General features: G+C 72.2%; 14 protein-coding genes and 1 tRNA gene. 10 read left to right on the forward strand and 5 right to left on the reverse strand.

From position 1 onward, the window contains the following. Window positions 1-57: 57 nt before the first annotated feature. Complete coding sequence (locus tag OG331_RS14210; RefSeq protein WP_406195856.1) at window positions 58-3,177, forward strand: beta-N-acetylglucosaminidase domain-containing protein; 3,120 nt, start codon at window positions 58-60, stop codon at window positions 3,175-3,177. Between the two features lie 56 nt (window positions 3,178-3,233). On the opposite strand, the gene OG331_RS14215 is transcribed toward OG331_RS14210, so the two are convergent. Next, window positions 3,234-3,998 carry an SIS domain-containing protein gene (locus tag OG331_RS14215; RefSeq protein ID WP_328878527.1) on the reverse strand — a complete coding sequence of 255 codons (765 nt, stop codon included), beginning with the start codon at window positions 3,996-3,998 and terminating at the stop codon, window positions 3,234-3,236. A 220-nt stretch (window positions 3,999-4,218) separates the two neighbouring features. On the opposite strand from OG331_RS14215, the gene OG331_RS14220 reads away from it, so the two are divergent. The 6 genes from OG331_RS14220 (at window position 4,219) to OG331_RS14245 (ending at window position 13,581) form a co-directional block, all read left to right on the forward strand. After that, on the forward strand, window positions 4,219-5,103 hold the full coding sequence (locus tag OG331_RS14220) for a MurR/RpiR family transcriptional regulator (RefSeq protein WP_328878528.1): 885 nt from the start codon (window positions 4,219-4,221) through the stop codon (window positions 5,101-5,103). A gap of 107 nt (window positions 5,104-5,210) precedes the next feature. Continuing rightward, a complete protein-coding gene (locus OG331_RS14225) occupies window positions 5,211-9,458 on the forward strand; it encodes an NEW3 domain-containing protein (RefSeq protein ID WP_406195858.1) in 4,248 nt (1,415 codons plus the stop codon). Continuing rightward, window positions 9,455-10,156, forward strand: a complete 702-nt coding sequence (locus OG331_RS14230) for a peptidyl-prolyl cis-trans isomerase (RefSeq protein ID WP_406195861.1) — start codon at window positions 9,455-9,457, stop codon at window positions 10,154-10,156. The genes OG331_RS14225 and OG331_RS14230 overlap by 4 nt, the downstream gene beginning before the upstream one ends. A 151-nt stretch (window positions 10,157-10,307) precedes the next feature. Beyond that, window positions 10,308-11,678, forward strand: coding sequence for an extracellular solute-binding protein (locus tag OG331_RS14235; protein ID WP_406195863.1), 1,371 nt, complete (start codon window positions 10,308-10,310; stop codon window positions 11,676-11,678). 2 nt (window positions 11,679-11,680) lie between these two features. Further along, window positions 11,681-12,700 carry a carbohydrate ABC transporter permease gene (locus OG331_RS14240; RefSeq protein ID WP_406195865.1) on the forward strand — a complete coding sequence of 340 codons (1,020 nt, stop codon included), beginning with the start codon at window positions 11,681-11,683 and terminating at the stop codon, window positions 12,698-12,700. Next, entirely contained in the window at window positions 12,697-13,581 is an 885-nt protein-coding gene (locus OG331_RS14245; protein ID WP_406195868.1) for a carbohydrate ABC transporter permease, read from the forward strand. Before OG331_RS14240 ends, OG331_RS14245 begins: the two co-directional genes overlap by 4 nt. Here the strand turns inward: OG331_RS14245 and OG331_RS14250 are convergent. Both OG331_RS14250 and OG331_RS14255 read right to left on the reverse strand, forming a co-directional pair. After that, complete coding sequence (locus OG331_RS14250) at window positions 13,545-15,695, reverse strand: glycoside hydrolase family 3 N-terminal domain-containing protein (RefSeq protein ID WP_406210017.1); 2,151 nt, start codon at window positions 15,693-15,695, stop codon at window positions 13,545-13,547. The two genes, OG331_RS14245 and OG331_RS14250, sit on opposite strands and share 37 nt — an antisense overlap. Before the next feature lie 104 nt (window positions 15,696-15,799). Beyond that, window positions 15,800-16,831, reverse strand: a complete 1,032-nt coding sequence (locus OG331_RS14255; protein WP_406195870.1) for an N-acetylglucosamine kinase — start codon at window positions 16,829-16,831, stop codon at window positions 15,800-15,802. Between the two features lie 91 nt (window positions 16,832-16,922). Between OG331_RS14255 and OG331_RS14260 the strand changes: the two genes are divergently transcribed. Then, entirely contained in the window at window positions 16,923-18,143 is a 1,221-nt protein-coding gene (locus OG331_RS14260; protein ID WP_406210020.1) for a glycosyl hydrolase, read from the forward strand. 24 nt (window positions 18,144-18,167) lie between these two features. On the opposite strand, the gene OG331_RS14265 is transcribed toward OG331_RS14260, so the two are convergent. Continuing rightward, window positions 18,168-19,670, reverse strand: a complete 1,503-nt coding sequence (locus OG331_RS14265) for a glycoside hydrolase family 3 N-terminal domain-containing protein (protein WP_406195872.1) — start codon at window positions 19,668-19,670, stop codon at window positions 18,168-18,170. 70 nt (window positions 19,671-19,740) lie between these two features. Beyond that, the gene (locus OG331_RS14270; RefSeq protein WP_406195874.1) at window positions 19,741-20,757 is read right to left on the reverse strand and encodes an ABC transporter substrate-binding protein; all 1,017 of its coding nucleotides are present in this window, start codon (window positions 20,755-20,757) and stop codon (window positions 19,741-19,743) included. Window positions 20,758-20,895: 138 nt separating this feature from the next. Between OG331_RS14270 and OG331_RS14275 the strand changes: the two genes are divergently transcribed. After that, window positions 20,896-20,967: transfer RNA gene (locus tag OG331_RS14275), tRNA-Ser, on the forward strand. Window positions 20,968-20,970: 3 nt separating this feature from the next. Then, window positions 20,971-23,292, forward strand: coding sequence for a hypothetical protein (locus tag OG331_RS14280; RefSeq protein ID WP_406195876.1), 2,322 nt, complete (start codon window positions 20,971-20,973; stop codon window positions 23,290-23,292). The last annotated feature ends 67 nt before the right edge of the window (window positions 23,293-23,359 follow it).

The following is a 23,359-nucleotide window of genomic DNA, read 5'->3' on the forward strand; positions in this document are numbered from 1 at the left end:
TGAAACAATCAGCATCCCTAACATCCTCCGGTGGATACATTCACCCCGGGAGGATCTGTGCTCTCAGCCCCTCGTGTCAGACGTCCATCGCGCCCGCTCCTGCCGGCCGCCGCCGCCCTGCTCCTGACCCTCGGCCTCACCGCACCGGCCACGGCCGCCGCGCCCCCCAATCCCGTCGCCCGCGTCCCGCAGGTGTGGCCCCAGCCGAAGAGCGTGCACACGGGCTCCGGGCAACTCACCGTGCCGGACAGGGTCGTCGAGGTCGTCGGCCGCGGCACGGACCCCTCCGCCCGACGCCTCGTCGAGTCCGTCCTGCGCGACGCCGGTGCCGATCACATCGTCACCGTCCAGGCCGGCGAGAAGCCGCCCACCTCACGCCTCACGGTCCATCTGGGCGGCCCCGGCGAGAACACCGCCACCGGGACGGCCTTGCAGAAACTGGGCGCCAAGTCCCCGGCCGGCCTGCCCTCCGGCGGCTACGTCCTCGCCTCCGGACGCTCCCACGGCCGCGGCCTCGTCGCCCTCTCCGGCGCCGACACCACCGGCACCTTCTACGCGGCCCAGACCCTGCGCCAGCTCGTCACCGAGAACCGCGTCCCCGCGGTGACCGTCCGCGACTGGCCCACCGCCGCCCTGCGCGGAGTCATCGAGGGCTTCTACGGCACCCCGTGGTCGCATGCCGAACGCCTCCGCCAACTGGACTTCTACGGCCGCACGAAACAGAACGTCTACGTCTACTCCCCCAAGGACGACGACTATCTCCGTGCCCGCTGGCGTGACGCCCACCCGCCCGCCGAGCTGGCGAAGCTGCGGGAGCTGGTCGACCGGGCCCGCGCCAACCACGTCCGTTTCACCTACGCCCTCTCCCCCGGGCTCTCCGTCTGCTACTCCTCCGACGCCGACATCAAGGCGCTCACCGCCAAGTTCGACTCGCTGTACGACATCGGCGTGCGGTCCTTCGCGATCCCGCTCGACGACATCAGCTACACCAAGTGGAACTGTGCCGCGGACGAGGCGGAGTTCGGGACGGGCGGGGGTGCGGCGGGCGCCGCGCAGGCGCAGCTGCTGAACGCCGTGTGGCGGGAGTTCTCCGCCAATCACACCGGTCTGCAGCCCCTGGAGATGGTCCCCACCGAGTACTCCGACCTCGCCGACTCCCCCTACAAGAAGGCGCTGCGCCAGAAGCTCGACCCGTCCGTCGTCGTCGAGTGGACCGGCGTCGGCGTGATCGCGCCGACCATCACCGCCGACCAGGTCGCGCAGGCCCGTGAGGTGTACGGCCACCCGATCCTGGTCTGGGACAACTACCCCGTCAACGACTACGTCACCAGCCGTCTCCTGCTCGGCCCCTACACCGGCCGCGAGCCCGGCGTGCCGAGCGCGTCCACCGGTGTCACCGCCAACCCGATGGTCCAGGCGGAGGCGAGCCGGCTCGCCCTGTTCACCTCGGCGGCCCACCTGTGGAACCCGGACGCGTACGACCCCCGCGCCGCCTTCCTCGCGTCCGTACGGGACCTCGCCGGGCCCGGCGCCGCGAAGTGGCTGCGGATATTCGCCGAGAACAACTACTCCTCCCAGCTCGACCCGACCGAGTCCCCGACCCTGACCCGGCTGATCGCCGCCTTCCGCAAGGCCCATGAGCAGGACGCCGGCCTCGATCGAGCCGCCGCCGCGCTGAAGGCGTACTTCGCCAACATGGCCGCCACTCCCCTCGAATTGCGCGCCCGCCTCGACAACCCGGGGTTCCTCGACGAGACCTCCGCCTGGCTCGAGAAGCTGGGCCGTTACGGCAGCGCGGGCGGGACGGCGGTGGAGCTGTTGCTGGCCGACAAGCGGGGTGACACGGACGCGGTCGCCGCGTACTGGTCTCAACTGAGGTCACAGCGTAAGGAATTGGACGCCGTCCCGCAGCAGGTCTCGCCCGGCGTCATGGACCAGTTCCTCCACACGGCGCTGCTGGACACCGCCCCCGACCCCGGCGTCGACGCCTTCTTCACGCCCAACTCGCTCTCCCTGAAGCCCGGTTCCGCCGGAAAGGTGACCCTCGACCTCGCCGACGAGCGGTCCACCACCGCCAAGACGGTCAGCTGGAAGCTGGACGTGCCCGACGGGGTCACCGCCTCGCCCGGCGAGGGCAGCGTGACGGTACCGGCCGGGGGCACCGCTTCAGTCACGGTCACCCTGACCGCCGCGACACCGGGCGTGCACTCCGTCGTCGTATCGGGCGACGGTGTCCTCACGCGGGCGATCCCGGTCCGGGTCACCGACGGCGCCGGGTCACCCCGTGCGTTGACGGCCAACTTCAGTGGCGCGTCGGTCAGTTCCATCGACCTCGGATCCGGTACGACCACGGACATCGCCGTCGGCGGCAACCCCGGCGAGGTCGTCGTCAGCGCGGACGGGCGCGCCGCCTACGCCGCCAACCAGGGCTCGAACACCGTCAGCGTGATCGACGTGGCCCGCGGCACGGTCACCGCCACGGTCCCCGTGGGCCGGGTGCCGGCCGGCCTCGCCCTCACTCCGGACGGCGGCACGCTCTGGGTGGCCAACTACACGGACGGCACGGTCCAGCCCGTGGACACCGGCACGCTGGAGGCGGGGACGCCCGTCGCGGTCGGCTCCGGTCCGGAGAACATGGCGATCACGCCGGACGGCGGGACGCTGTACGTGGCCAACATCCACGACGACACGGTCAGCCCTGTCGACCTCGCCACCGGACAGAGCGGGAAGGCGGGCAAGGCGATTCCCGTCGGCCCCCGCCCCTTCAACGTCGTCGCCGCGCCGGACGGGAAGACTGTGTACGTGTCCAACTCCGGTGGCTCGACGGTGACTCCGATCGACACGGCGACGAACGACACCGAGCCGACCCTGCTCGTCACGGGCCAGGCCTACGGGCTCGCCCTGTCGCCGGACGGGCGGACACTGTGGGTCAGCCCGAGCAGCGGGGACCACGCCACGCCCGTCGACACCGTGACCGGCGCCCCCGGCACCGAGGTCACGGTCGGCAGGTCCGCCTTCGACATCGGCCTGGACTGGAACGGCGCCACGGCCTACGTCACCACGGCGGACGGCAACACGCTGGTACCGATCGACACCGCGTCCGGCAAGGCCGGCGAAGCCCTGAAGACGGGCGCGTATCCGCTGGCCGTCGCGGTGACGCCCGTACCCGTGAAGTGAGGGCCGTGAAGTGACGAGCGTGGAGTGACGAGCGTGCAGTGACGACCGTGCAGTGATCAGCTCGCGGTGCGCCGGATCCGTCCGGCGTACCGCTTCTCCAGCTCCAGGTTGCCCTCGAACCCGCCCGGCACATTGGCCGAGACGTACACCGGCGGGCGCTCCCCGGCGGCGAGGAGCTGGGCGGAAGCCTCCGCCACGGCCATCTGCACGAGCATCACGCCGGTGAGCGTGGACAGGGCGCACACCGCGCCGCCGCCCGGCAGTTCCAGCAGCGCGTCGCCGCGCGGGGCCGCGTTGTCCAGCACTACGTCCGCGAGGTCGACGAGCTTCCTGCCGCTCGCGTGGCCCGCCGGAACGGCCCGGGTGTGGGCGAGGGAGGTGATGGCGAGGATCCTGTGGCCCTGCTCCTTGGCGTGCAGGGCCATCTCCACGATGACGTTGTTCACGCCGGAGTTGGAGATGATGACGAAGAGATCCTGGGTGCGCGGGGCGGCCAGGTCGTAGATCCGGGCGGCCACTCCGGGCTCCCGCTCCAGGAGCGGGTCGTCGAGGACGCCGGGGGCGGCGCCGCCGTACAGGACGAGGTCGGCGATGCTGAGCCGGTTGGTGGGCACCAGCCCGCCCGCCCGGCCGGCGACTTCGAGGACCATCGCCTGGGAGTGACCGGTGCCGAAGGCCTGGATGACACCGTCCGCGCGCACGCAGTCGGCGATGAGCTCGGCGGCGCGGGCCACGTCGTCGCGGGCGGACTCGGTCAGGCGGTCGAGGACGGTCATGCTCTCCCGCACGAAGCGCCGGGCGCTCACGGACTCGTCGGACACGCGTCACTCCCCACTCACGGAACCACTGATGGAGCCACTGATGCAGGCACTGATGGATGGCGATGTTGGATTGAACCACCCTGCACTACCGCATCGGTGAATCAATAAATCACACACCGGGTGGTACGGGCAACGAGTCCGCGTCCCGGCCCCGCCCGGCCCCCGTTTTCGGTCCTGGTATTCAACCTGCGCGGCAAACGGTGGCTGATACCTTCTCCCCATGCCCCCGACGGACGTCACCACACTGATCCGCACCGAGCTGCCCCGGCTGGCCGGTTCCCTGAGGAAGGTCGGCGAGCTGATCCTGGAGGATCCGGCCGCCGTCACCCACTGCTCGGCCGCCGAGCTGGGCCGCCGCACCGGCACCTCCCAGGCGACGGTGACCCGGTTCTGCCGGGCCATCGGGCTCGACTCCTACCAGCATCTGCTGATCGAGCTGGCCCAGGAGCGAGGGCGCGGCGAGGTCTCCGACTGGGGCAGCGCAGAGATCGGCCCCGACATCTCGCCCGACGACAGCCTGGAGCGGGTCGTGCAGGTCGTCGGCAGCGCGGACCTGCGCGCCATCCAGCAGACCATCGAACGGATCGACCTCGACGCGCTGGAGCGGGCGGCCCAGGCCCTGGCCCGCGCCCGCCGCATCGACGTGTACGGCGTGGGTGGCAGCGGCGCGGTGGCCCAGGAGACGGAGACGCGGCTGTTCCGCATCGGCTGCCAGGTCCGCGGCTGGACCGAGGTGCACGGGGCGGCCACCTCGGCGGCCCTGCTCACCCCGGCCGACGTGGCCATCGGCATCTCCCACTCGGGCGCCACCCGCGAGACCCTCGAACCCTTCGAGATGGCCAAGGAGCGGGGCGCCACCACCATCGCCATCACCACCGACCCGCGCTCACCGCTGGCCAAGGCCGCCGACATCCGGCTCATCTCCTCCACCTCGGAGACCAGCTTCCGCACCGGCAGCATCGGCGGCCGGCACTCCGTCCTGATGATCGTCGACTGCCTCTACGTCCGGGTCGGCCAGGTCTCCTACCAGCGCGCGAGCGCCTCGCTCGCCCTGACGGACCACATCACCCCGCAGCACGCGGTGAAGAATCGCCGGGCTCGCTGACCTGACCGGCGTGTATGACTGAACCACCTAGGTAACGCGAGGGTGGTTGTTTGAATCATCCCGTCGGTGCCAGGATGGGGCTCCCCACGAGCACTCGTAGGAGCCCCATGCGCGTCATCTCTGTCGAGTCGACCGAGCTCTTCGTCGGTACCGAGGAGCATCCGCACCAGGTCGTGGCCGTCGAGATCGGGGAAGCCGCCGGCCGGGCGGTCCGCCTCACCGTGGCGGGCCCGGGTGTCCACGGCACCGCCGAGGTGACCGCGGGGGACGACGGCACCGTACGCGCCGAGATACCGGTGACGACCGACCTCGCCCCCGGCGACCGTACGCATGTGAGGGTCACGGCCGAGGACACCGAGGACCCGGGCCGGACCGCGGAGCGCACGGCCGCGTTCACGGCCGCGGAGCCCGGCTGGACGATGTTCATGGTCAGCCACTTCCACTACGACCCCGTCTGGTGGAACACCCAGGCCGCCTACACCGAGACCTGGGACGTCGCCGACGACCCGGCCGTCACCGGCCTGCCCGCCCGCACCTTCGACTCGCGCGGCCAGTCCGGCATGAGCCTGGTCCGCGCCCACTGCGATCTGGCGCGGCGCGACCCGGCGTACACCTTCGTGCTCGCCGAGGTCGACTACCTCAAGCCCTACTGGGACGCCTTCCCGGAGGAGCGCGCGTTCCTGCGGCAGCTGATCCGCGCCGGCCGCGTGGAGATCATGGGCGGCACCTACAACGAGCCGAACACCAACCTCACCGGCGCCGAGGCGACCGTACGCAACGCCCTGTACGGCGACGGCTTCCAGCGCGGAATCATCGGAGCATCTCCGGAGACGGCCTGGCAGCTGGACGCGTTCGGGCACGATCCGCAGTTCCCGGGGCTGATGGCGGACGCGGGGGTCAGCTCCAGCTCCTGGGCGCGCGGGCCGTTCCACCAGTGGGGCCCCACCCTCTCCGTCTTCGGCGAGGAGCCGCGGGATCCGAAGCGGATGCAGTTCCCGGCGGAGTTCAGCTGGATCGCCCCGTCCGGGCGCGGGCTGCTGACCGCGTACATGGTCAACCACTACGGCGCCGGCTGGGCGATCGACAACGCGCCGGCCCTCCCCGAGGCGGAGGCGGCGGCCCTCAAGCTGTTCAAAGGGCTGAAGCCGGTGGCGCTCACCCGCAACGTCCTGCTCCCCGTCGGCGGTGACTACGCGCCGCCGTGCCGCTGGGTGATGGACATCCACCGGGACTGGAACGCCCGTTACCTCTGGCCGCGCTTCATCAGCGCCGTCCCCCGGGACTTCTTCGCCGCCGTCCGCGCGCAACTCGACGAGGAGGGCCGCAAGGCGTCCCCGCAGACGCGGGACATGAACCCGATCTACACCGGCAAGGACGTCTCGTACATCGACACCAAGCAGGCCCAGCGGTACGGCGAGACCCTGCTCGCCGACGCGGAGGCCTGGGCGACGCTCGCCTCGCTCGTCACCGGGCACCCCTTCCCGGACGCGGCGCTCGACAAGGCCTGGCGGCAGCTGATCTACGGCGCCCACCACGACGCCGTCACCGGCTCGGAGTCGGACCAGGTGTACATCGACCTGCTCACCGGCTGGCGGGAGTTGTACGACCTCGCCAAGGCCGTGCACGCCGACGCGACCGACGCGCTGGCGGGCTCGGTCGCCCAACTACCGGGCGGCACACCTGACTTGGTGGTCTTCAACGCGGCGACCTGGGAGCGGCGGGACGTCCTGGCGGTCGAGGACCCCGGGCTCGTCCCCCTGGACGACACCGGGCTGCCCCTGCCCGCCGTACGGGAGGACGGCGAACTCCGTGTCGTCGTACCGCAGGTGCCCGGCACGGGCCTCAGGGCGCTGCCGCTCGCCGAGGGGACCGTCCCCGAGTGGACACGCGCAGCGGGCGCCACCATCCGCAACGAGTTCTACGAGCTGACGGTCGACCCCGCGCGCGGCGGCGCCGTCAGCAGCCTGCGGGCCCTCGGCAGGGCGGAGGCCGGCCGGGAACTCCTGCGCCCCGGCGACATCGGCAACGAACTCGTCGTGCAGGAGGAGTACCCGCGGCACCCACGCTTCGGCGAGGGCCCCTGGCACCTCACACCGACCGGCACGACCGCCGCCCGCAGCCGGGACGTCACCGCCGACGTCGATGTCGAGCACTCGCCCGCCGGTTCCCGCGTCACTGTCCGCGCCGACCTCGGCCTCTTCCGCTACACGCAGCAGCTCACTCTGTGGAAGGGCGTCGGCCGCCTCGACCTCACGACCACTCTCGACGGCTACGACGGTGCCGACCGGCTCATCCGGGTCCGCTGGCCGTCCGACGTGCGCGGCGGCCTGCCGGTGCACGAGGTGGCGGACGCGGTGATCGGGCGCGGGTTCGGGTTCGTGGAGGTGGACAGCGAGCGGTTCCCGTGGACGCTGGACAACCCGGCCAACACCTGGTTCGGGCTCGGCTCCACCGCACGGGTCGCGGTCGCCGACGGGTCCGGCCGGCCCCTGGGCGAACGGTCCATCGGGGTCGCCGAGTTGGTGTACGGGTCCTGGGACGAGGCCGGTGAGCTGGGCACCGGCCTCGCGGCGGCCCTGGTGAGGGTGGGCGTGACGGCGACCTCGACGATCGCCACAGGCCCGCGCTACGGCGACCTGGAGGTCGACTCCAACCTCCCCGACGTCCGTGTCGCGGTCGGCGGGCCCGAACGCAACTCCGTGGTCGCCGAGGCCCTCGGCTGGGACCCGGCGGCCGGGCGGGAACTGCGACGGCAGCTCGCCGAACGGGGCGTGGCCGCCGTCTGGGTCGCGCCACGCGCCTCGCTGCGGGAGGAGTGGGTGCCCGGCGCCGACCTGCGCGACCTGGAACGACTGCCGCTGCTCGTGGTGGCGGGCGACCGGCCCGAGGACGACGCCAAGGCCGTCGACGCACTGATCGCCGACCTGGACGACGCGGTACTGCGGGCCACGGCGGCGGGCGGCGGGGAGGCCCTGCCGCCGGGGGACGCGTGGGACGGGCGCAGCTTCGCGGTGCTGAACCGGGGGACGCCCGGCTGTGTGGTCACCTCCTCCGGCGACCTCTACATGTCCCTGATGCGCTCCTGCACGGGCTGGCCGTCCGGGATCTGGGTCGACCCGCCCCGCCGTACGGCGCCCGACGGGTCGGCGTTCCAACTCCAGCGCTGGTCGCACACGTTCGTGTACGCCGTGGTCGCGGGCGCCGGCGACTGGCGGGAGCTGCGGCTGCCGCAGGCCGGGCATGCGTTCAACCATCCGCTGACCGCGCGGTTGCGGCGGACGGCGGCCGAGGATGCCGTACTGCCCAGGAAGGCCGTGCTGTTGGGCGTCGAGCCCGCCGGTGAGGTGCTGCTGGACGCGCTCAAGCCGGTGGGGTCGCCCCTCGCGCGGGGAAGCGTGGCGGCCGCGGATCCCGGCCGTGGCGTCGTCGTCCGGGTGCACGAGGTGAACGGGCGGCCGGTGCGGGCGCGGGTGCGCGGGCCGCGGGGGTGGGCGGACGGGGCGCGGGCGGACGTACTGGAGAGACGCGGGGAGCCGCTGACGCCCGATGACCAGGGGGTGCTGGACCTGGACCTGACCGGTTTCGAGGTCGCGACGGTCCTCGCCGCCACGGACGCGGAGACCGCACCCGGACCGGGCATCGCCGCCCACGAGCCCGCCCAGCCCGTCCCGACCCGCTACTGGCTCCACAACTCGGGCCCCGCCCCACGCGGCAACATGCCGGTCGCGGTGTACCTCTCGCCCACCACGCTCACCGTCTCCGAGGGCCCGGTCACGGCCACGGTCCGGGTCGCCTCGGAGCTGACGGACGCGCCCGTCCAGGGCACGGTGACCCTGCACGTGCCACCCGGCTGGTCCGTCGAGCCGGCCGAACTGCCGTACGCACTGGGCCCCGGCGGCTTCACACTCGCCGACGTCACCGTCACCCCACCGCCCGACGCCGAGCCCGGCCGCCACTGGCTCGCCGCCCGGCTGTCGTACGGCGGGCAGATGTACGAGGACGTGGTGGCGCTGGATGTGCCGGGTGGGTACACCGGCCCAACACTCGGGGCGGAGCTGGCAGTTGAGCGGATCTCCGTACGCCGGGGTGAACGGAGCCGGGTCCCGGTGGCTCTGCGCAACACGACCCGGGGCCCGATCAGCGGCACGCTGTGGGCCGTGTCCTCGTGGGGGACCTGGGCGGGCGTGGCACCCGGCTGCCAGGGCTTCACCGTGGCCGGCGGGGAGCAGCAGGAGTGCGTGATCGAGGTGGACGGCGGGGCGGTGCCGCCGGGGTCGTACTGGCTGATGGCGAAGGTCGGCTGGCACGGGTGCGTGGCGTACACGCAGGCCGTGGAGCTGGAGGTGACGCCATGACGGAGGAGTACGCGGCACGCGTGAACGGCGAGGCGGTCCCGAAGGAGCGCGTGGACACCTTTCTGACGCAGGGTCCGACGGCACCCCCAACGGGCGCGGGCCGTGTCGATATGCGGCTCCGCCGCGAGGGCGCGACCAGCCACAACGGACCCGCGGCCGAACGACGGCACAGCGCGGCACTCGCAGCGGAGCGCCAACGCCGACGCTGGGCGACGCAAGTCGTGCTGGTCGACGAACTCGCCCGACGCACCTGCGCGAAGCGCGGTCTGCCGGCCCCGCCCGAGATGTCATCGTCCCTCGCACCCAACGTGCCCGAAGCCGACGTGGCAGACCTCGGCAGCATCGTCGCGGCAGCGCTTGCCCACTCCCCCGCCGCCCGCGCACTCCTCGCCGCGCTGGAGGGCGAGCAACTCCTCCCCGAGGAGGCCGTACGGGAGTATTACGGCCTCAACCTCGACCGCTTCCTGACGCCGGAGGCGCTCAGGCGCGGCGTCGACCCCTTCGACGACGCAGCCGGCCCTGCGGACGTCATGCCGTACGAGCACGCCCGCGAGGGCATCGTGCGCGAGCTGCAACAGGCCCTCGGACGCCGGGCCTTCTTCGACTGGCTGGACCGAGCGCGCACCGGCGTGGAGTACGCCCCGGGCCACGAGCACCCCGGCGACCCGTCGCACGCGGACCACGAACACCGGCACTGAAGCGCGGCACGCGCCGGCGGAACCCAAACGCAACACGGCAACCCATTGACCTCCGATGAATTCTGGTCCACCTTTTCATCAACCGGAGTCCATGTTGGTGATTTGAATCAGCGGAGCGCTACCGCATCCGACTGGTCCCAGGAGGGCAGCAATGCGCGCGAGAAGACTGACCGGATCCCTTGCCTGTCTGGTGGTCCTGACCCTGACGGCCGCCGGCTGCGGTCTGTCCGGCGGCTCCGAGGACGGGGAGGCCTCCGCCGGCGGCTGCAAGGTCGACCAGGGCAACGTGGGGTCCGGAAAGCTCACCGGCGAGGTCAAGGGAAAGATCACCTTCCAGACGACCAACCTGAAGAAGGACTTCGGCGGGTTCTTCGACGGCGTGATCGAGTCGTTCGAGAAGGCGAACCCCGGCACCGAGGTCAAGTGGATCGACGACCCGGGCGACAACACGTTCACGTCACGCACCGTCGCCGACGCCCAGGCGTGCACCCTGGCCGACGTGATCAACGTCAATTCCGACACGGCGACCGCCCTCACCAAGGCCGGATACCTGCTCGACGTGGCCACCAAGGACCCGGGCGCCTCGAAGCCGTTCGTGCCGGCGTTCTGGAAGTCGAGCACCTTCAAGGACGCCTCGGGCAAGTCGGTGCACACCGCGCTGCCCTGGTACACCGGCGGCATCGTCCTCACGTACAACAAGGACCTGCTGGAGAAGGCCGGGGTCGACCCTCAGAAGCCACCGACGACCATGTTCGGGCTGTTCGCCGACTACGAGAAGATCGCGAAGGCGGCCGACGGCAAGTACTTCGCGACGATGGCCAACCCGGTGTGGCGGATCCCGGCCGACTGGGACCAGATGAACATCAGGACACTGTCCGCGGACGGCGAATCGGCCACGTTCGCCGACGATCCGAGGACCGTCGAGTGGGTCGAGTGGATGGCGAAGCTGTACAAGGAGGGCGCCATGCCGAAGGACTCGCTGTCCTCCAGCAACGACCCGTCCACCCTCTACAGCCAGGGCAAGGTCGCCTACGGTTCGACGAACCCTAGCTTCGTGCGCTTCGTGAAGCAGAACAGCCCTTCCGTGTACGACAAGACGGGCGTCGGCCAGCAGCCCTTCGACGCGCTCGGCCACACCACCGGTGCCCCGCAGTACATATCGGTCGCCGCGACCAGCAAGAACGCCCCCGCGGCGCTGGCGTTCGCCCAGTTCCTCACCAACGCCCGGAACCAGACGGCCTGGTGCAAGGACCCGAACGTGGTGATCTTCCCGACGACCACCGAGTCGCTGAACGACCCGTTCTTCCAGAAGGCCGACGGTGACGACCCGTTCTCGGAGGCCCGCAAGCTCGTCGCCGAGCAGCTGAAGACCGCCACGGCCCACCAGACGAACCTCTCCCCGGCCGTGCAGAACGCCATCGTCTCCCAGGTGCAGCTGGCCATGCAGGGCGACAAGAGCGCCGAGCAGGCCGTGAAGGACGCGCAGAAGAAGGCGAACGAGCTGCTGAAGCAGGGCAGTTGACGGTGGCGGCACAGATCACGAACCCGGTGACCGTGGCCGGTGCGGAGTCCACCGACTCCGTGCCGGGCCCGGCCCCTTCCCGTGCCCGCCGGCTCGCCAGGGCCCTGCTGCCCGGCCCCGCGCCCGGCGCCAACGGGGCGGCGATGTACCGCCGTTGGTGGCTGCCCTGGCTGTGGACCGCGCCCGCGATCGTGTGCGCGGTGGTCTTCGGGGTGTTCCCGTTCCTCAACACGGTCCTGCTGTCGTTCACCGACGCCAAGCCGCTCGGCGGCGCCGCGGGGTTCGTCGGACTCGACAACTACACGCGGATGCTGGACGACTCCGACTTCTGGCTGGCGACCCGCAACAGCGTCCTGTACGCGCTGATCGTCGTACCGCTGATGGTGCTGCTCCCGCTGATGCTGGCGGTGCTGGTGGAGAAGAACCTCCCCGGCATCGGCTTCTTCCGCTCCGCCTTCTACACGCCGGTGCTCGCGTCCAGCGTGGTGGTCGGCCTGAGCTGGCAGTGGCTGCTGGCCGACGACGGGCTCGTCAACACCTGGCTGGAGAAGGCCCATCTCATCCGGGACGCCATCCCGTTCCTGTCCGACCCGTGGCTGATCCTGCTGTCCGCGATGGGCCTGACGCTGTGGAAGGGCCTCGGCTGGTACATGGTCTTCTACCTGGCCGCGCTCGGGAACGTGCCCAAGGAGCTGCACGAGGCCGCGGCCATGGACGGCGCCGGCGCGGTCCGCCGCTTCCGGCACATCACGATGCCCGGCGTCCGCCACGCCATGATGCTCGTCGGCACGCTCACCGGCATCGGCTCACTGCGGGTGTTCACCGAGATCTACATGCTCGGCAGCTCCACCGGCGGCCCCGGCGGCGCCGACCGCACCCTGCCCTTCTACATCCGGGACGTCGGCCTGGACCCCATCACCGGCAACGCCGGTTACGGCTCGGCCGTCAGCGTGGCCCTGTTCCTGCTGACGCTGGGGCTGACCCTGCTGGCGCAGCGTCTGACGAAGGAGGACGAGGCATGACGACGACCGCTGCCCCGGCCGGCCGCCGGCGCCTGATGCCACGCTGGCGGGACTACGGCCGCCCCCGGGACCTGATCGTCCGCTATCTGCTGCTGTTCCTCGTCCTCGGCCTCACCGTCGGACCGCTGCTCTGGCAGCTCCTGGCCTCGCTGAAGAGCACCGGCGAGGACGTCTTCGGCGCGGGCGCCACCCTGCTGCCGCACGACCCGACCCTGCGGGCCTACCGGACGGTCTTCGATCAGGTCCCGGTGGCCACGTACATCCGGAACAGCGTGATCGTGGTCGTCCTGTCCGTCACCAGCCAGCTGGTCTTCGCCACCACGGCCGGTTACATGCTCTCCAAGCCCGGCTGGAAGGGCCGCCGGGCGGTCTGGGTGGTGCTGGTCGCCTCGATGATGTTCCCCTTCGAGTCGATCATGGTGTCGCTGTTCCTGAGCATCCGCGACCTGGGCCTGGTCGACAGCCTGGCCGGCGTCTGGCTGCCGGGCTTCGTCGGCGCCATCAACGTGCTGCTGATGCGCGGCGCGTTCCTGGCGGTGCCGCGCGAGATCGAGGACTCGGCGATGCTCGACGGGGCGAACGAGTGGCAGCGCTTCCGGTACCTGTATCTGCCGTCCGCATGGGGCGCGATCATGGTGGTCGTCATCAACACCTTCATCAGCGCCTGGGACGACTTCCTCTGGCCCCTGATCGTGCTGCGGTCGGAGGGCAACATGACGCTGACGCTGGGTCTGTCGCGGCTGCAGAGCTCGTCGTTCGGGTACGACCAGCGGATGGTGATGGCCGGGTCGGTGATCTCCGTGATTCCGGTGCTGGTGTTGTTCGTGATCACGCAGCGGTGGTTCTACAAGGGGGTCTCCTCGGGAGCCGTCAAGCTCTGAGTCGGTACGGCGGTCAGCGCCGCGCGCGCCGACTCGGCCACGCGGAACTCGACCACCGTGCCGGGCGCGGGTACGCCGGCGCCGAGCGGGAACGTGACCGTGCGGGTCTCGCCCGGCGCCAGGTCGACGGCCAGGAAACCGTGCAGCTCCAGCGTGCGCGGCCACACGGGGGTCCGCAGCCGGCGCAGGTAGAGCTGGGCGACGGAACGGCCGTGGCGCGGACCCGTGTTGGTGACGTCGACCTCGACAGTGAGCCCGGCCAGGCGCGGCGGACCGTACGCGAAGCTCGTGTACGACAGCCCGTGACCGAAGGAGTGGAGCGGCTCGGCGCTCCGGTCGACGTAGCCGCCGTACTCGGTGTCCTTGTGGTTGTAGTGGACGGGGAGTTGGGCGGCGGAGCGCGGCACGGAGACGGGGAGGCGGCCCGCGGGTTCCACGTGTCCCAGCAGCACCTCGGCGATCGCCTCGCCGCCCCACGGACCGGGGTACCAGGCGGTGAGCAGCGCACCGGCGGTGCCCGCCACGACGTGCGGGCGGCCCTGGACCAGGACGACCGCGGTGGGCGTGCCGGTCGCCACGACGGCGTCCATGAGGGCGTACTGTGCGGCGCCCAGCCTGAGGTCGGCCAGGTCGACGCCCTCGCCGCAGGTCATCTCGGACACCGCATGGAGTGCCGCCCCATTGGCGTCGAACTCGGTGTCGGAGGTGCGCGCGCTGCTGCCGCCCAGCACGAGCACGGCCAGGTCGGAGGCGGCGGCCGCGGCGACGGCCTCGGGGATGCCGGAGAGGTCGCCGCCGGTGAGGGCGCAGCCCCGGGCGTGCCGGATGTCGACGCCGGGCGGGGCGAGTCGGCGCAGTGCGTCGAGGACGCCGGTGCCGGAGCGCTGGGGCGCCGTGTAGTCGCCCGACTGGTGGGCCGCGGTGCCTGCTTGGGGTCCGAGGACGGCGATGCGCGAGACCGTCTCGCCGATGGGCAGCGTGCCGTCGTTGCGGAGGAGGGTGATCGCGGCCCGGGCGAGTTCCTTGCTGATCTCCCTGCCTCCGGTGGGCGCGGGGGCCGGCGCGGACTGCCCGTCGAACAGGCCCAGCCGGAACTTGAGCCGCAGCACCCGGGCGACGGCGGCGTCGAGGACGTGCTCCTGGACGAGCCCTCGCTCGACGGCTTCCTCCAGATGCGTGAAGCCCTCGTCCCAAAGGCTCAGATCCACACCGGAGTTGAGCGCGAGCGCTCCCGCGGAGACCTTGTCGCCGGTGATACGGGCCAGCCGGTCGACGGCGAGGCCGTCCGCCATGACGAGGCCGTCGAACTCCCAGCTCTCCCTGAGGAGTTCGGTGAGGAGGGCGCGGTTGCCCGAGCAGGGCATGCCGTCGACCTCGTTGTACGCGGCCATGACGGCGGCGGCCCCGGCACGGATCCCGGCGCGGGCGGCAGGGAGATGGATCTCATGCAGTTCCCGCAACCCCAGCTCGGACTCGGCGGAGTTACGGCCGCCGACGGTGGCGCCCTGTCCGGCGAAGTGCTTGAGCACGACGGGGGCCTTGTCGCCGGCGAAGAACTCCCCCGTGCCCTGCATGCCGCGTACCAGCGCCTCCGTGAGCCGGGCGGCCAGGTACGGGTCCTCGCCGAAGCACTCCTCCGTACGTCCCCAGCGCGGGTCGCGGGCGATGTCCAGTGCCGAGACCAGGGCGACGTGGCCGCCACGGGCCCGCAGTTCGGCGGCGGCGTGGGCGGCGGCACGTTCGTGGAGCTCGGGGTCCCAGGTGGCGCCGACGGCCAGATTGACCGGGAGGACCGTGCCGTCGAGGGCCATGAGGCCGTGCGGGACCTCCTCGACGAACAGTGCGGGGATACCGAGCCGGCTCCGCTCGACGACATGCCGCTGCACCAGTTCGGCCAGGGCGGCGCCGTCTTCCGCCCCGGGCCCGCTGCCGTGGTCGACGCCGGACCAGGCGTCGGCGCGCTGGAGTCCGTAGAGGGCGCCGAGCCCCTCGAAGCGGTCGGTCTCGGCGTACAGCGCGTCGGTGAGTTCGAAGTCGCCGCCGGGGGTGCGGCGGTAGGCGTGCCAGCCGTACATCCGCTGGTTGAGCTGGCCCACCTTCTCGCGCAGGGTCATCCGGGCGAGCAGGTCGCCGACGCGGGCGTCGACGGGGGCGGTGGCGTCGCGGTAGGGCGGGGTGTGCGGGAGGCCGGCGCGGTGCGGCTGCGCGCTGACGCCGCTCAACTCCCGTACCCCAGACGGGCGAGGGCCACGGCGCCCAGTGAGCCGTCGGCCACGTGGTCGGGGGTGAGTCCGAGGGTCCGGAGCCTGGCGGTGAGGGGTGCGTCGAGGGGGCCGTCGTCGCCGAGCAGGCCACCGGTGACGACGATGCGTTCGCCGGGCCGGGGTTCGAGGGCGCGGACGGTGCCGGTGAGGTGGTCGGCGGCCGTTTCGAGGATGTCCGCGGCGACGGCGTCGTCGTGCCGGGCGGCCTCGGCGACGAGCGGTGCGAGCAGGGCCAGTTGGACCGGCGGCCGGTCCATCACGGCGGGGAGCAGGTGCATGCGGTAGGCCTCGCGCCGGGCGCGCGTCCAGGCTCCGCCGGCGTACGGGTCCGGCATCTCCCTCGGCAGAACGTCCTCCGGCACACCCAGCTCCCGCCCCACCGACGCGGCCAGCGCCGTCGGCCCGCCCCGCCCGTCCGCCATGCGCAGCGCCATCCGTACCGCCTCGCGCCCGATCCAGAAGCCGCTGCCCTCGTCGCCGAGCAGCCAGCCGTCGCCGCCGGCGGTCTCGGTGCACGCGCGTGAGGTGATGCGCACCGCGACCGCGCCGGTGCCGGCCACCAGGGCCAGGCCGTCGGCGGGGTTGCCGGGCGCGGCGGCGAAGGCGGCCTCGATGTCGCTGTGGATCTCGACCGTGTCGGCGCTGATGCCGAGCCGGCGCAGCGCGACCGTGAGCGCGGCGTGCGCCTTGAGCCGGCCCGGCTCGTCGGGCGCTGTCCGTGAGGCGCCCGCGAATCCGCCCGCCACCGCCACGACATGACCGCGCAGCTCTGCCGGCACGGCGCGCACGAGGGCCTCGGCGAGGTGCTCGGTGAGCTGCGGCCCGGGGACCGTCAGCGCGTTGCCCGGGCCTGAGACGCCCTCGCCCTCGGGCAGACCGTCGCCGAGGGGCGCCAGGACGGCGCGGGTGCGGGTGCCGCCGGCGTCCAGGCCGACGACGTACGCACGCGCCTCCCCGGACGAGCTTTGGTTCAAATCACTATTCATCGACGACCATGGTGGTTGATACATTCGTATTGGACAAGGCCGAGAGCCGGCCCCGAGCCCGGCAGAGCGGGCCCGGCCCGAGGAGGATCCCATCCACACGCTCCGCTTCGGCGTCAACTACACGCCCCGCCACGGCTGGTTCCACTCCTGGCACGACTTCGACCCGGGACGCGCGCGTGAGGACCTGGACCGGATAGCCGATCTGGGCCTCGACCACGTCCGCGTCTTCCACCTCTGGCCGCTGCTGCAGCCCAACCGCACCCTCGTCCGCGCCACCGCCGTCGACCAGCTGACGCGCCTCGTGGACCTGGCCGGCGAGGCAGGGCTCGACGTCGTGGTGGACGGCGTGCAGGGCCATCTGTCGAGCTTCGACTTCTATCCGGAGTGGACCCGCAGTTGGCACCACCGCAACGTCTTCACCGACCCGGACGCCATCGAGGCCCAGGTCGCCCTCCTGCGCACCCTCGGCCGCGCGCTCACCGGCCGCCCGAACCTCATCGGGCTCCAGCTGGGCAACGAGCTCAACAACCTGGTCGAGCACAACCCGGTGACGGTCGACGAGGTCGACCACTACCTCGACACCCTGCTGGCCGCCGCCCGCGACGGACTCGGCGCCGACGGCGGCCTGGTCACCCACTCCGCCTACGACGCCGCCTGGTACGGCGACGACCACCCCTTCAGCCCCGAGGCCTCGGCCCGCAAGGGCGATGTGACGACCGTCCACCCCTGGGTGTTCTCCGGCGACTGCGCCCGCCGCTACGGCCCGCGTTCACCGCAGGTGCGGCACCTCGCCGAGTACGGCACCGAGCTGGCCAAGGCGTACGCCGACGACCCGGCCCGCCCCGTCTGGGTCCAGGAGACGGGCGCGCCCGAGCCGCACATACCGGCCGCCGACGCGCCGGACTTCGCACGGGCGACCGTACAAAACGCGGCCGAGTGCCCGGGGCTGTGGGGCGTGACCTGGTGGTGCTCGCACGACGTGGACCGGTCGCTGGCGGACTTCCCGGAACTGGAGTACACGCTGGGCCTGTTCGACACGCGGGGCCGTCCGAAGCCGATCGCGCAGGCGCTCGCCGAGACCGTCGCCGACCTGCGTCAGGGACACCGGCCCACCCCACCGCGCGACATCGCCCTGCTCCTGGACTGCACACCCGGCACCCGGTCGGTGTCCGGTCCGGGCGGCGCGTACTTCGAGGCATGGATGCGGATGCGGGCACAAGGAGCACGCCCGGCGGTGGTCCTGGCCGAGCGGGCGGCGGACGCCGGGTACCTGGCGGCCAGGGGGATCGAGGAGGTCGTACGGCCGTCCTGAGCGCCGTGCGGCGGCGGGCTCGCCTCAGCCGTCGGTGCCGTCGGTGACGCCCGCCAGCGCCTCGGCCACCGCCCGCAGGTTCACCCGCCCCCGCCCGTACGAGCACAGCGCGCCGCCCTCCGGCAGCCCGGTGTCCACCCGCACCGCGTCCGGCCGCCGGTCCAGCAGGGCGTCCCGCAGCCGAACCTGCCACGGGTGCAGCCCGGCGTCGCAGGTGGCCACGACCAGCGGGGCGGATCCGCAGCGGCGCAGCATGCCGTCGACGAGCTCGGCCGGGTCGGCCGGTTCCCCGGTGACCGCCGTGCCCGTGGCCGTGGGGTCGACCGCGCGTATCTCGGTCAGCAGGTCCTCGCCGCCCCAGTTGAGGGCGGGGTGCGGTGGCGGGAACAGCTCGACGACGTGGGCGCCGCGCACGGCGGGCGGCACGCCCCGGCTCCGTACGGCGCGGCGGGCGGCATCGAGCCCGGCACCCGAATCCCAGTCGGCCACGTCGGTGGCGGGCGTCGCGTACCGCTCGGCGAGCCGGCGCACCCGACCCGCGGCCTCCTCGATCCGTTCCTCGGCCAGCTGACCGGTGCGCAGGGCGTCGAGCACGGCGTCGCGGCAGTCGAGGGTGACGTTCAAGTCCCCCACGGCGACGATCACTTGGTCCGCACCGGCGGCGAGTGCGATGCGCGCGCCGGCCGCCTCGCCGTACTGGTCGGCGATCGCCTTCATCTCCAGCGCGTCGCTGACGAGGACGCCGTCGAAGCCGAGGTCGTGGCGGAGCAGATCGCCCAGGACGCGACGGCTCAGCGTGGCGGGGCGGTTGGGGTCCAGTGCCGGGAACACGACGTGGGCGCTCATCAGCATCGGTACGCCCGCCGCGATCGCCGCGCGGAACGGTTCGAGATCGGCGCGCAGTTCGTCGTACGGCCGCGGGTCGACGGCCATTCCGTGGTGGCTGTCGGTGGCGGTGCCGCCATGGCCGGGGAAGTGCTTGGCGCAGGAGGCGATGCGCCGGGCCTCGGTGGCGGTGATCCAGGCGCGCAGATGGCGGGCGGCGAGCTCGGGGTCGGCGCCGAAGGAGCGGGTGCGCACGATCGGGTTGTCGGGGCGGTGCTGGAGGTCGGCCACGGGGGCGTAGGAGGCGGTGATGCCGAGGGTGGCGAGGTGCCCGGCGAGTGCGTCGGCGCAGCGGGCGGTGAGGTTCGGGTCGTCGGCGACGCCGAGGGCGTAGGAGCCGGGGACGTCCGGGGCGCCGGCGCCGGCCAGGTGGCCGATGCCGCCGCCCTCGTTGTCGATGGCGACCAGGAGGTCCGGGCGTATCGCGCGCAGCTCGTCCGTGAGACGGCGCACCTGCCGCGCGTCACGGACGTTGCGGGTGAAGAGGATGACCCCGCCGAGGCCACGGTCGATGAGCTCCTTGAGCGTGTCCGGCACGCTCGTGGCGCCGTCGAAACCGGCGACGAGACAGCGGTGGGCGGCTTCGTCCAGGTCGACGGGGAGGCCGGTCGACCGGGGGGACGCGTGCTCGAAGTGGCTCACCCCGGCAATGCTCTGGCTGGGTCAGCCTAAAGTCAACCTTTCGATGGATGGCTGATTCAACAGCGGACCCTCACGTGGACAGCTTCTTCGCCTTCCCCACGGCCTCCGCCAGCCGTTCGAGCACCGGCGCGTACCCGGCGTAGCTGAAGCGCTCCTCCATCGCCCACGGCACGGTCTGCCCCGCCTTGACCGCGGGCAGCTGCCCCCAGGTCGCCTTCGCGGCGAGCTGCTCGGCGCTCATGGCCGAGGAACGGTTGTCGACCATGATCAGGTCCGCGTGGTACTTGTCGGCGTTCTCCCAGCTCAGGAACTCCCAGAAGCCCCATTCATCGGACTTCTTCCCCTCCACGAACTCCACGCCGAGGTCCTTGTAGTAGTTCAGGTCGACATAGGAGTCGGGGACGGCGACGTAGAACTGCTCGTTGTCGCCGGTGATGGCCATGACCTTCAGCCCCTTGTTGGCCGCGGCCGCCGCGCGCAGGGTCTCGACCGCCTTGTCGAAGCGGGCCCTGGCGTCCGTCGCCTTCTTCGCCTTCAGGTCGGCACCGAGCGCCTCGGCGAGTTCGGCGGTGCGCTTCAGCGGGTTCAGCAGGGAGGTGCGGGCGACGCTGATGCCGACGCTGGGCGCGAGCGCCTCGATCTTCTTGCGGCTCTCCTGCGGGACGAACCAGAGGTCGGGCGCCGGGAACATGTTGCTGATCAGCAGGTCGGGCCCCAGGGCCGCGTACTTCTCGACGTTGAACTGCCCCCAGTCCGTACCGAGGCTCGTCAGCTTCGCCACGTCCATGTCGCCGGCCTGCGGGTTGGGCTTGCCGCCGACGGGTTCGGTGGGGCCGAAGACGCCGTCGCACTCGATGCCGTAGTCGTACAGCGCGGCGGCGGTGCTGACGAAGGCGACGAGCGTTTCAGGGGCCTTGTCGAGGGAGACCGTGCGTCCCCGGTCGTCCTTGAAGGACCAGGGACCTCCGCCCGTCCCACGCGCCTTGCCCTCGGTGTCCGCGTCACCGCCGCAGGCGGCGAGCAGCGAGCCGAGACCGAGAGCGCCGCCTGCGGTGAGCAGTCGGCGGCGGGACATGGCTGGGGTCATGGTCGACCTCCCCTTCAAATCAAATCAAATTAAGGGAAGGCTAACCTAAGCCATTTTTGGGTCAAGAGCCGGTGCTCTCGCGGCCCCTGGAAATACGCTTGTCCGTTGATCAACCCGACGCATAGCCTCAGCTCCCATCGACGTGTAGCTCAGCAGCAGAGCGCCGGGCTTGAGACCCGGAGGGCGCAGGGGCGGAACCTGCCACGTCGGCTTATGGACGACAACGCTGAGCAGCAGCCCCGCACCGCGGCCGCCGCCTATCCGGCGGCCCAGTTGGCCAAGGCCTTCACGACGGCACTGACCCACGAGGACGCCGACACCCGGCGTCGTGCCGAGGAGCGGGGGCAGCGCTGGCGGGCGGTCCTCGCGGGGATGGCCGCGGGGCGGCTGACGGCCGGTTCGCGTACTCCGGTGGCCGGGCTGCCGGCCTGGGTGACCCTTGAGGTGGTGCGGGGCGGCTTCGCCACCGGCACCGCGAGCGCGGGCGGCCCGCTCCAGCCGTACGAGACCGAGGCCGCCCGGCAGTTCGGGGTACCGGCCGAGCGGCGCGCGCTCTTCGCCCACTGCCTCAGCGACGCCGGACTGGCCTGGCTGTGGGCCCGGCTGGACAGCGGCCGCTACGAGATCGGCGTGCCCGAGGAGGCCGCGCTGCTCACGATGGCCTGGCTGGTGCGGCACGGGGAGACGGACGCGGCGCTGGATCTCGCGGCCGAACTGGAGCCGTTCGCCGACCAACTGCGCTTCCTGCCCCGGCCGACGGACGTCCCCGCGCAGGCGAGCGGCGCGGCCGACGCGGGCGCGGCCGTCCACCGGTACACCGTCTCCGACTCCGTCGACACCCTGATACGGCGGCGGCCCAACGCCGCCGTGGAGACCCAGCGCGAGGCGCTCGCCGTATGGCAGCCGTTCGGCGACGCCATGCTCGTCCACTGGCTGGAGACGGCGAGGGACGGCCGGGTGCTCGAACTCGCTCCGGACACGGACTGGTTGGCGCGCGGTGCCGCTCTGCTGGACCGCTACCGGCTGCTGGCCGCGGAACACACCCGCTGCACCAAGCACCGCAGCCCCAGGCAGAACCTGGGCATTCTGCGCGGCTCGCTGGAGGAGACCGTCGCCGGGCGGCCGTTGGACGCGCGCCGGCTCGGGCTGCTGCGGCACGCGGTGGACTCCATGGTGCGGCGACGCGGCCTGCCCGGCTCCGCACCGCACACGGCGCTGCGCCGGGAGCAGGCGCGCCAGGCGGCGCTCCCCTCCCACCACGCACTGGCCCAGCTGATGCTGCGCCGGCTCGCCGAACTGCCCCAGGACAGCGGCATCATCGAGGTGCCCCCGCTGCTGACGCCCGTGACGGAGCAGGAGGAACACGAGACCGGCCTGCCCACCGGGGCGGAGGTGCCGCCGGTGATCCGGCAGGTGGTCGAGTACGCGCTGAGCGCGCCGATCGGCACGCTCGTGGAACGGGGCGTCGTCCCCTCCGCCGAGGTCCTGGCCGAGCTGGTACCGCAGTTGGTCGCCGCCACCACCGCGTCGGCGTACGGCGACGAGACGCTGCGTGCGCTGATGGCCGCGAACTACCGGGCCTTCCGCAACCGCCGCTCGCTGCTCCTGCTCAATCTGGACCGGCAGGTCCGCGTCGAGGAACTGCCCTGGGTGCGGGCGGTGTCCGGACAGCGCGCCGCGGTGCTGGGCAAGCCGGACGAGGAAGGTGCGCTCACCGTGCTGCGGCAGCTGGGCGAGCTGGCCGTGCAGGCCTTCCCGGGCACGGTCCTGCCCAACCCGCTCGTCCGCGAGCTCGGCGTGCTAGCCCGCCGGTGCGACCTGGGCGTCCCGTTCGTGGAGGAGCTGGCCGCCGACATCTTCATGGGCACCTTCAGCCCGAAGTTCCTCAAGTCGGCGCGGGTCGCGGCCGAGTTGCTCCGCGGCACGCTGTACGAGCGCTACTACGGCATCGACTACGCCGCGATCCGCAACCTCGCGATCGCCGAGACGGGCGAGGCGCTCAGCCGTTCCTACGGCGCCCGTACGTCGCCCGGTTTCGCGCGGCTGTGCACGGAGCGGGCCGGGACGGCGTCCGGGTCCGATTCCTGGTCCGTGGCGGCGAACGGCAAGGTGATCGAGCAGGCGCAGATCCTCACCACGCACAACCTGGCCACGCTCGTCCACCGGGTGGGCATCGCCCCACAGCCCGGCTGGTCCGACCTGGCGCGCCGCTGCTTCGGCACGGTGTGCCGGCTGACCGCACAGGTGCACAACAACAAGCGTCCCCTCCCCACCATCAAGGACGCGGCGTACGCCTGGCGTCAGATGCTGTTCGCCCTGTCCCTGTGCCCGCCGGACGAACAGCGGCAGTTCCTCACCACCCTGGACGAGGAGACGGCCCGCCACCCCGCCCACGTCAGGTCCCGGCTGGCCCCGGCCCTGGCGGGCCTGGTCCGCACCGCCGAGGGCGGCACGTTCGACGCGGACGGCACGGCGGACGGGGGTCGCGCCCACCGGTTCCTGGGGTGGAGCACCGGACGGCACTGGATGCGGTGAGGGCGGGGCGCGCGGGCAGGAGCTGAGGGAAGGCGGCAGAGCCGCAGCCCCGGTCGCGTCGCTCGCC

The sequence above is a fragment of the Streptomyces sp. NBC_01017 genome (assembly GCF_045162795.1).
Lineage (GTDB): Bacteria > Actinomycetota > Actinomycetes > Streptomycetales > Streptomycetaceae > Streptomyces > Streptomyces machairae.

Coding starts and splice junctions, on each gene's coding strand:
- OG331_RS14220 (WP_328878528.1), top strand. CDS start 4,219: ATGCCCCCGACGGACGTCACCACACTGATCCGCACCGAGCTGCCCCGG.
- OG331_RS14225 (WP_406195858.1), top strand. CDS start 5,211: ATGCGCGTCATCTCTGTCGAGTCGACCGAGCTCTTCGTCGGTACCGAG.
- OG331_RS14230 (WP_406195861.1), top strand. CDS start 9,455: ATGACGGAGGAGTACGCGGCACGCGTGAACGGCGAGGCGGTCCCGAAG.
- OG331_RS14235 (WP_406195863.1), top strand. CDS start 10,308: ATGCGCGCGAGAAGACTGACCGGATCCCTTGCCTGTCTGGTGGTCCTG.
- OG331_RS14245 (WP_406195868.1), top strand. CDS start 12,697: ATGACGACGACCGCTGCCCCGGCCGGCCGCCGGCGCCTGATGCCACGC.
- OG331_RS14250 (WP_406210017.1), bottom strand. CDS start 15,695: ATGACCCTGCGCGAGAAGGTGGGCCAGCTCAACCAGCGGATGTACGGC.
- OG331_RS14255 (WP_406195870.1), bottom strand. CDS start 16,831: ATGAATAGTGATTTGAACCAAAGCTCGTCCGGGGAGGCGCGTGCGTAC.
- OG331_RS14270 (WP_406195874.1), bottom strand. CDS start 20,757: ATGACCCCAGCCATGTCCCGCCGCCGACTGCTCACCGCAGGCGGCGCT.
- OG331_RS14280 (WP_406195876.1), top strand. CDS start 20,971: ATGGACGACAACGCTGAGCAGCAGCCCCGCACCGCGGCCGCCGCCTAT.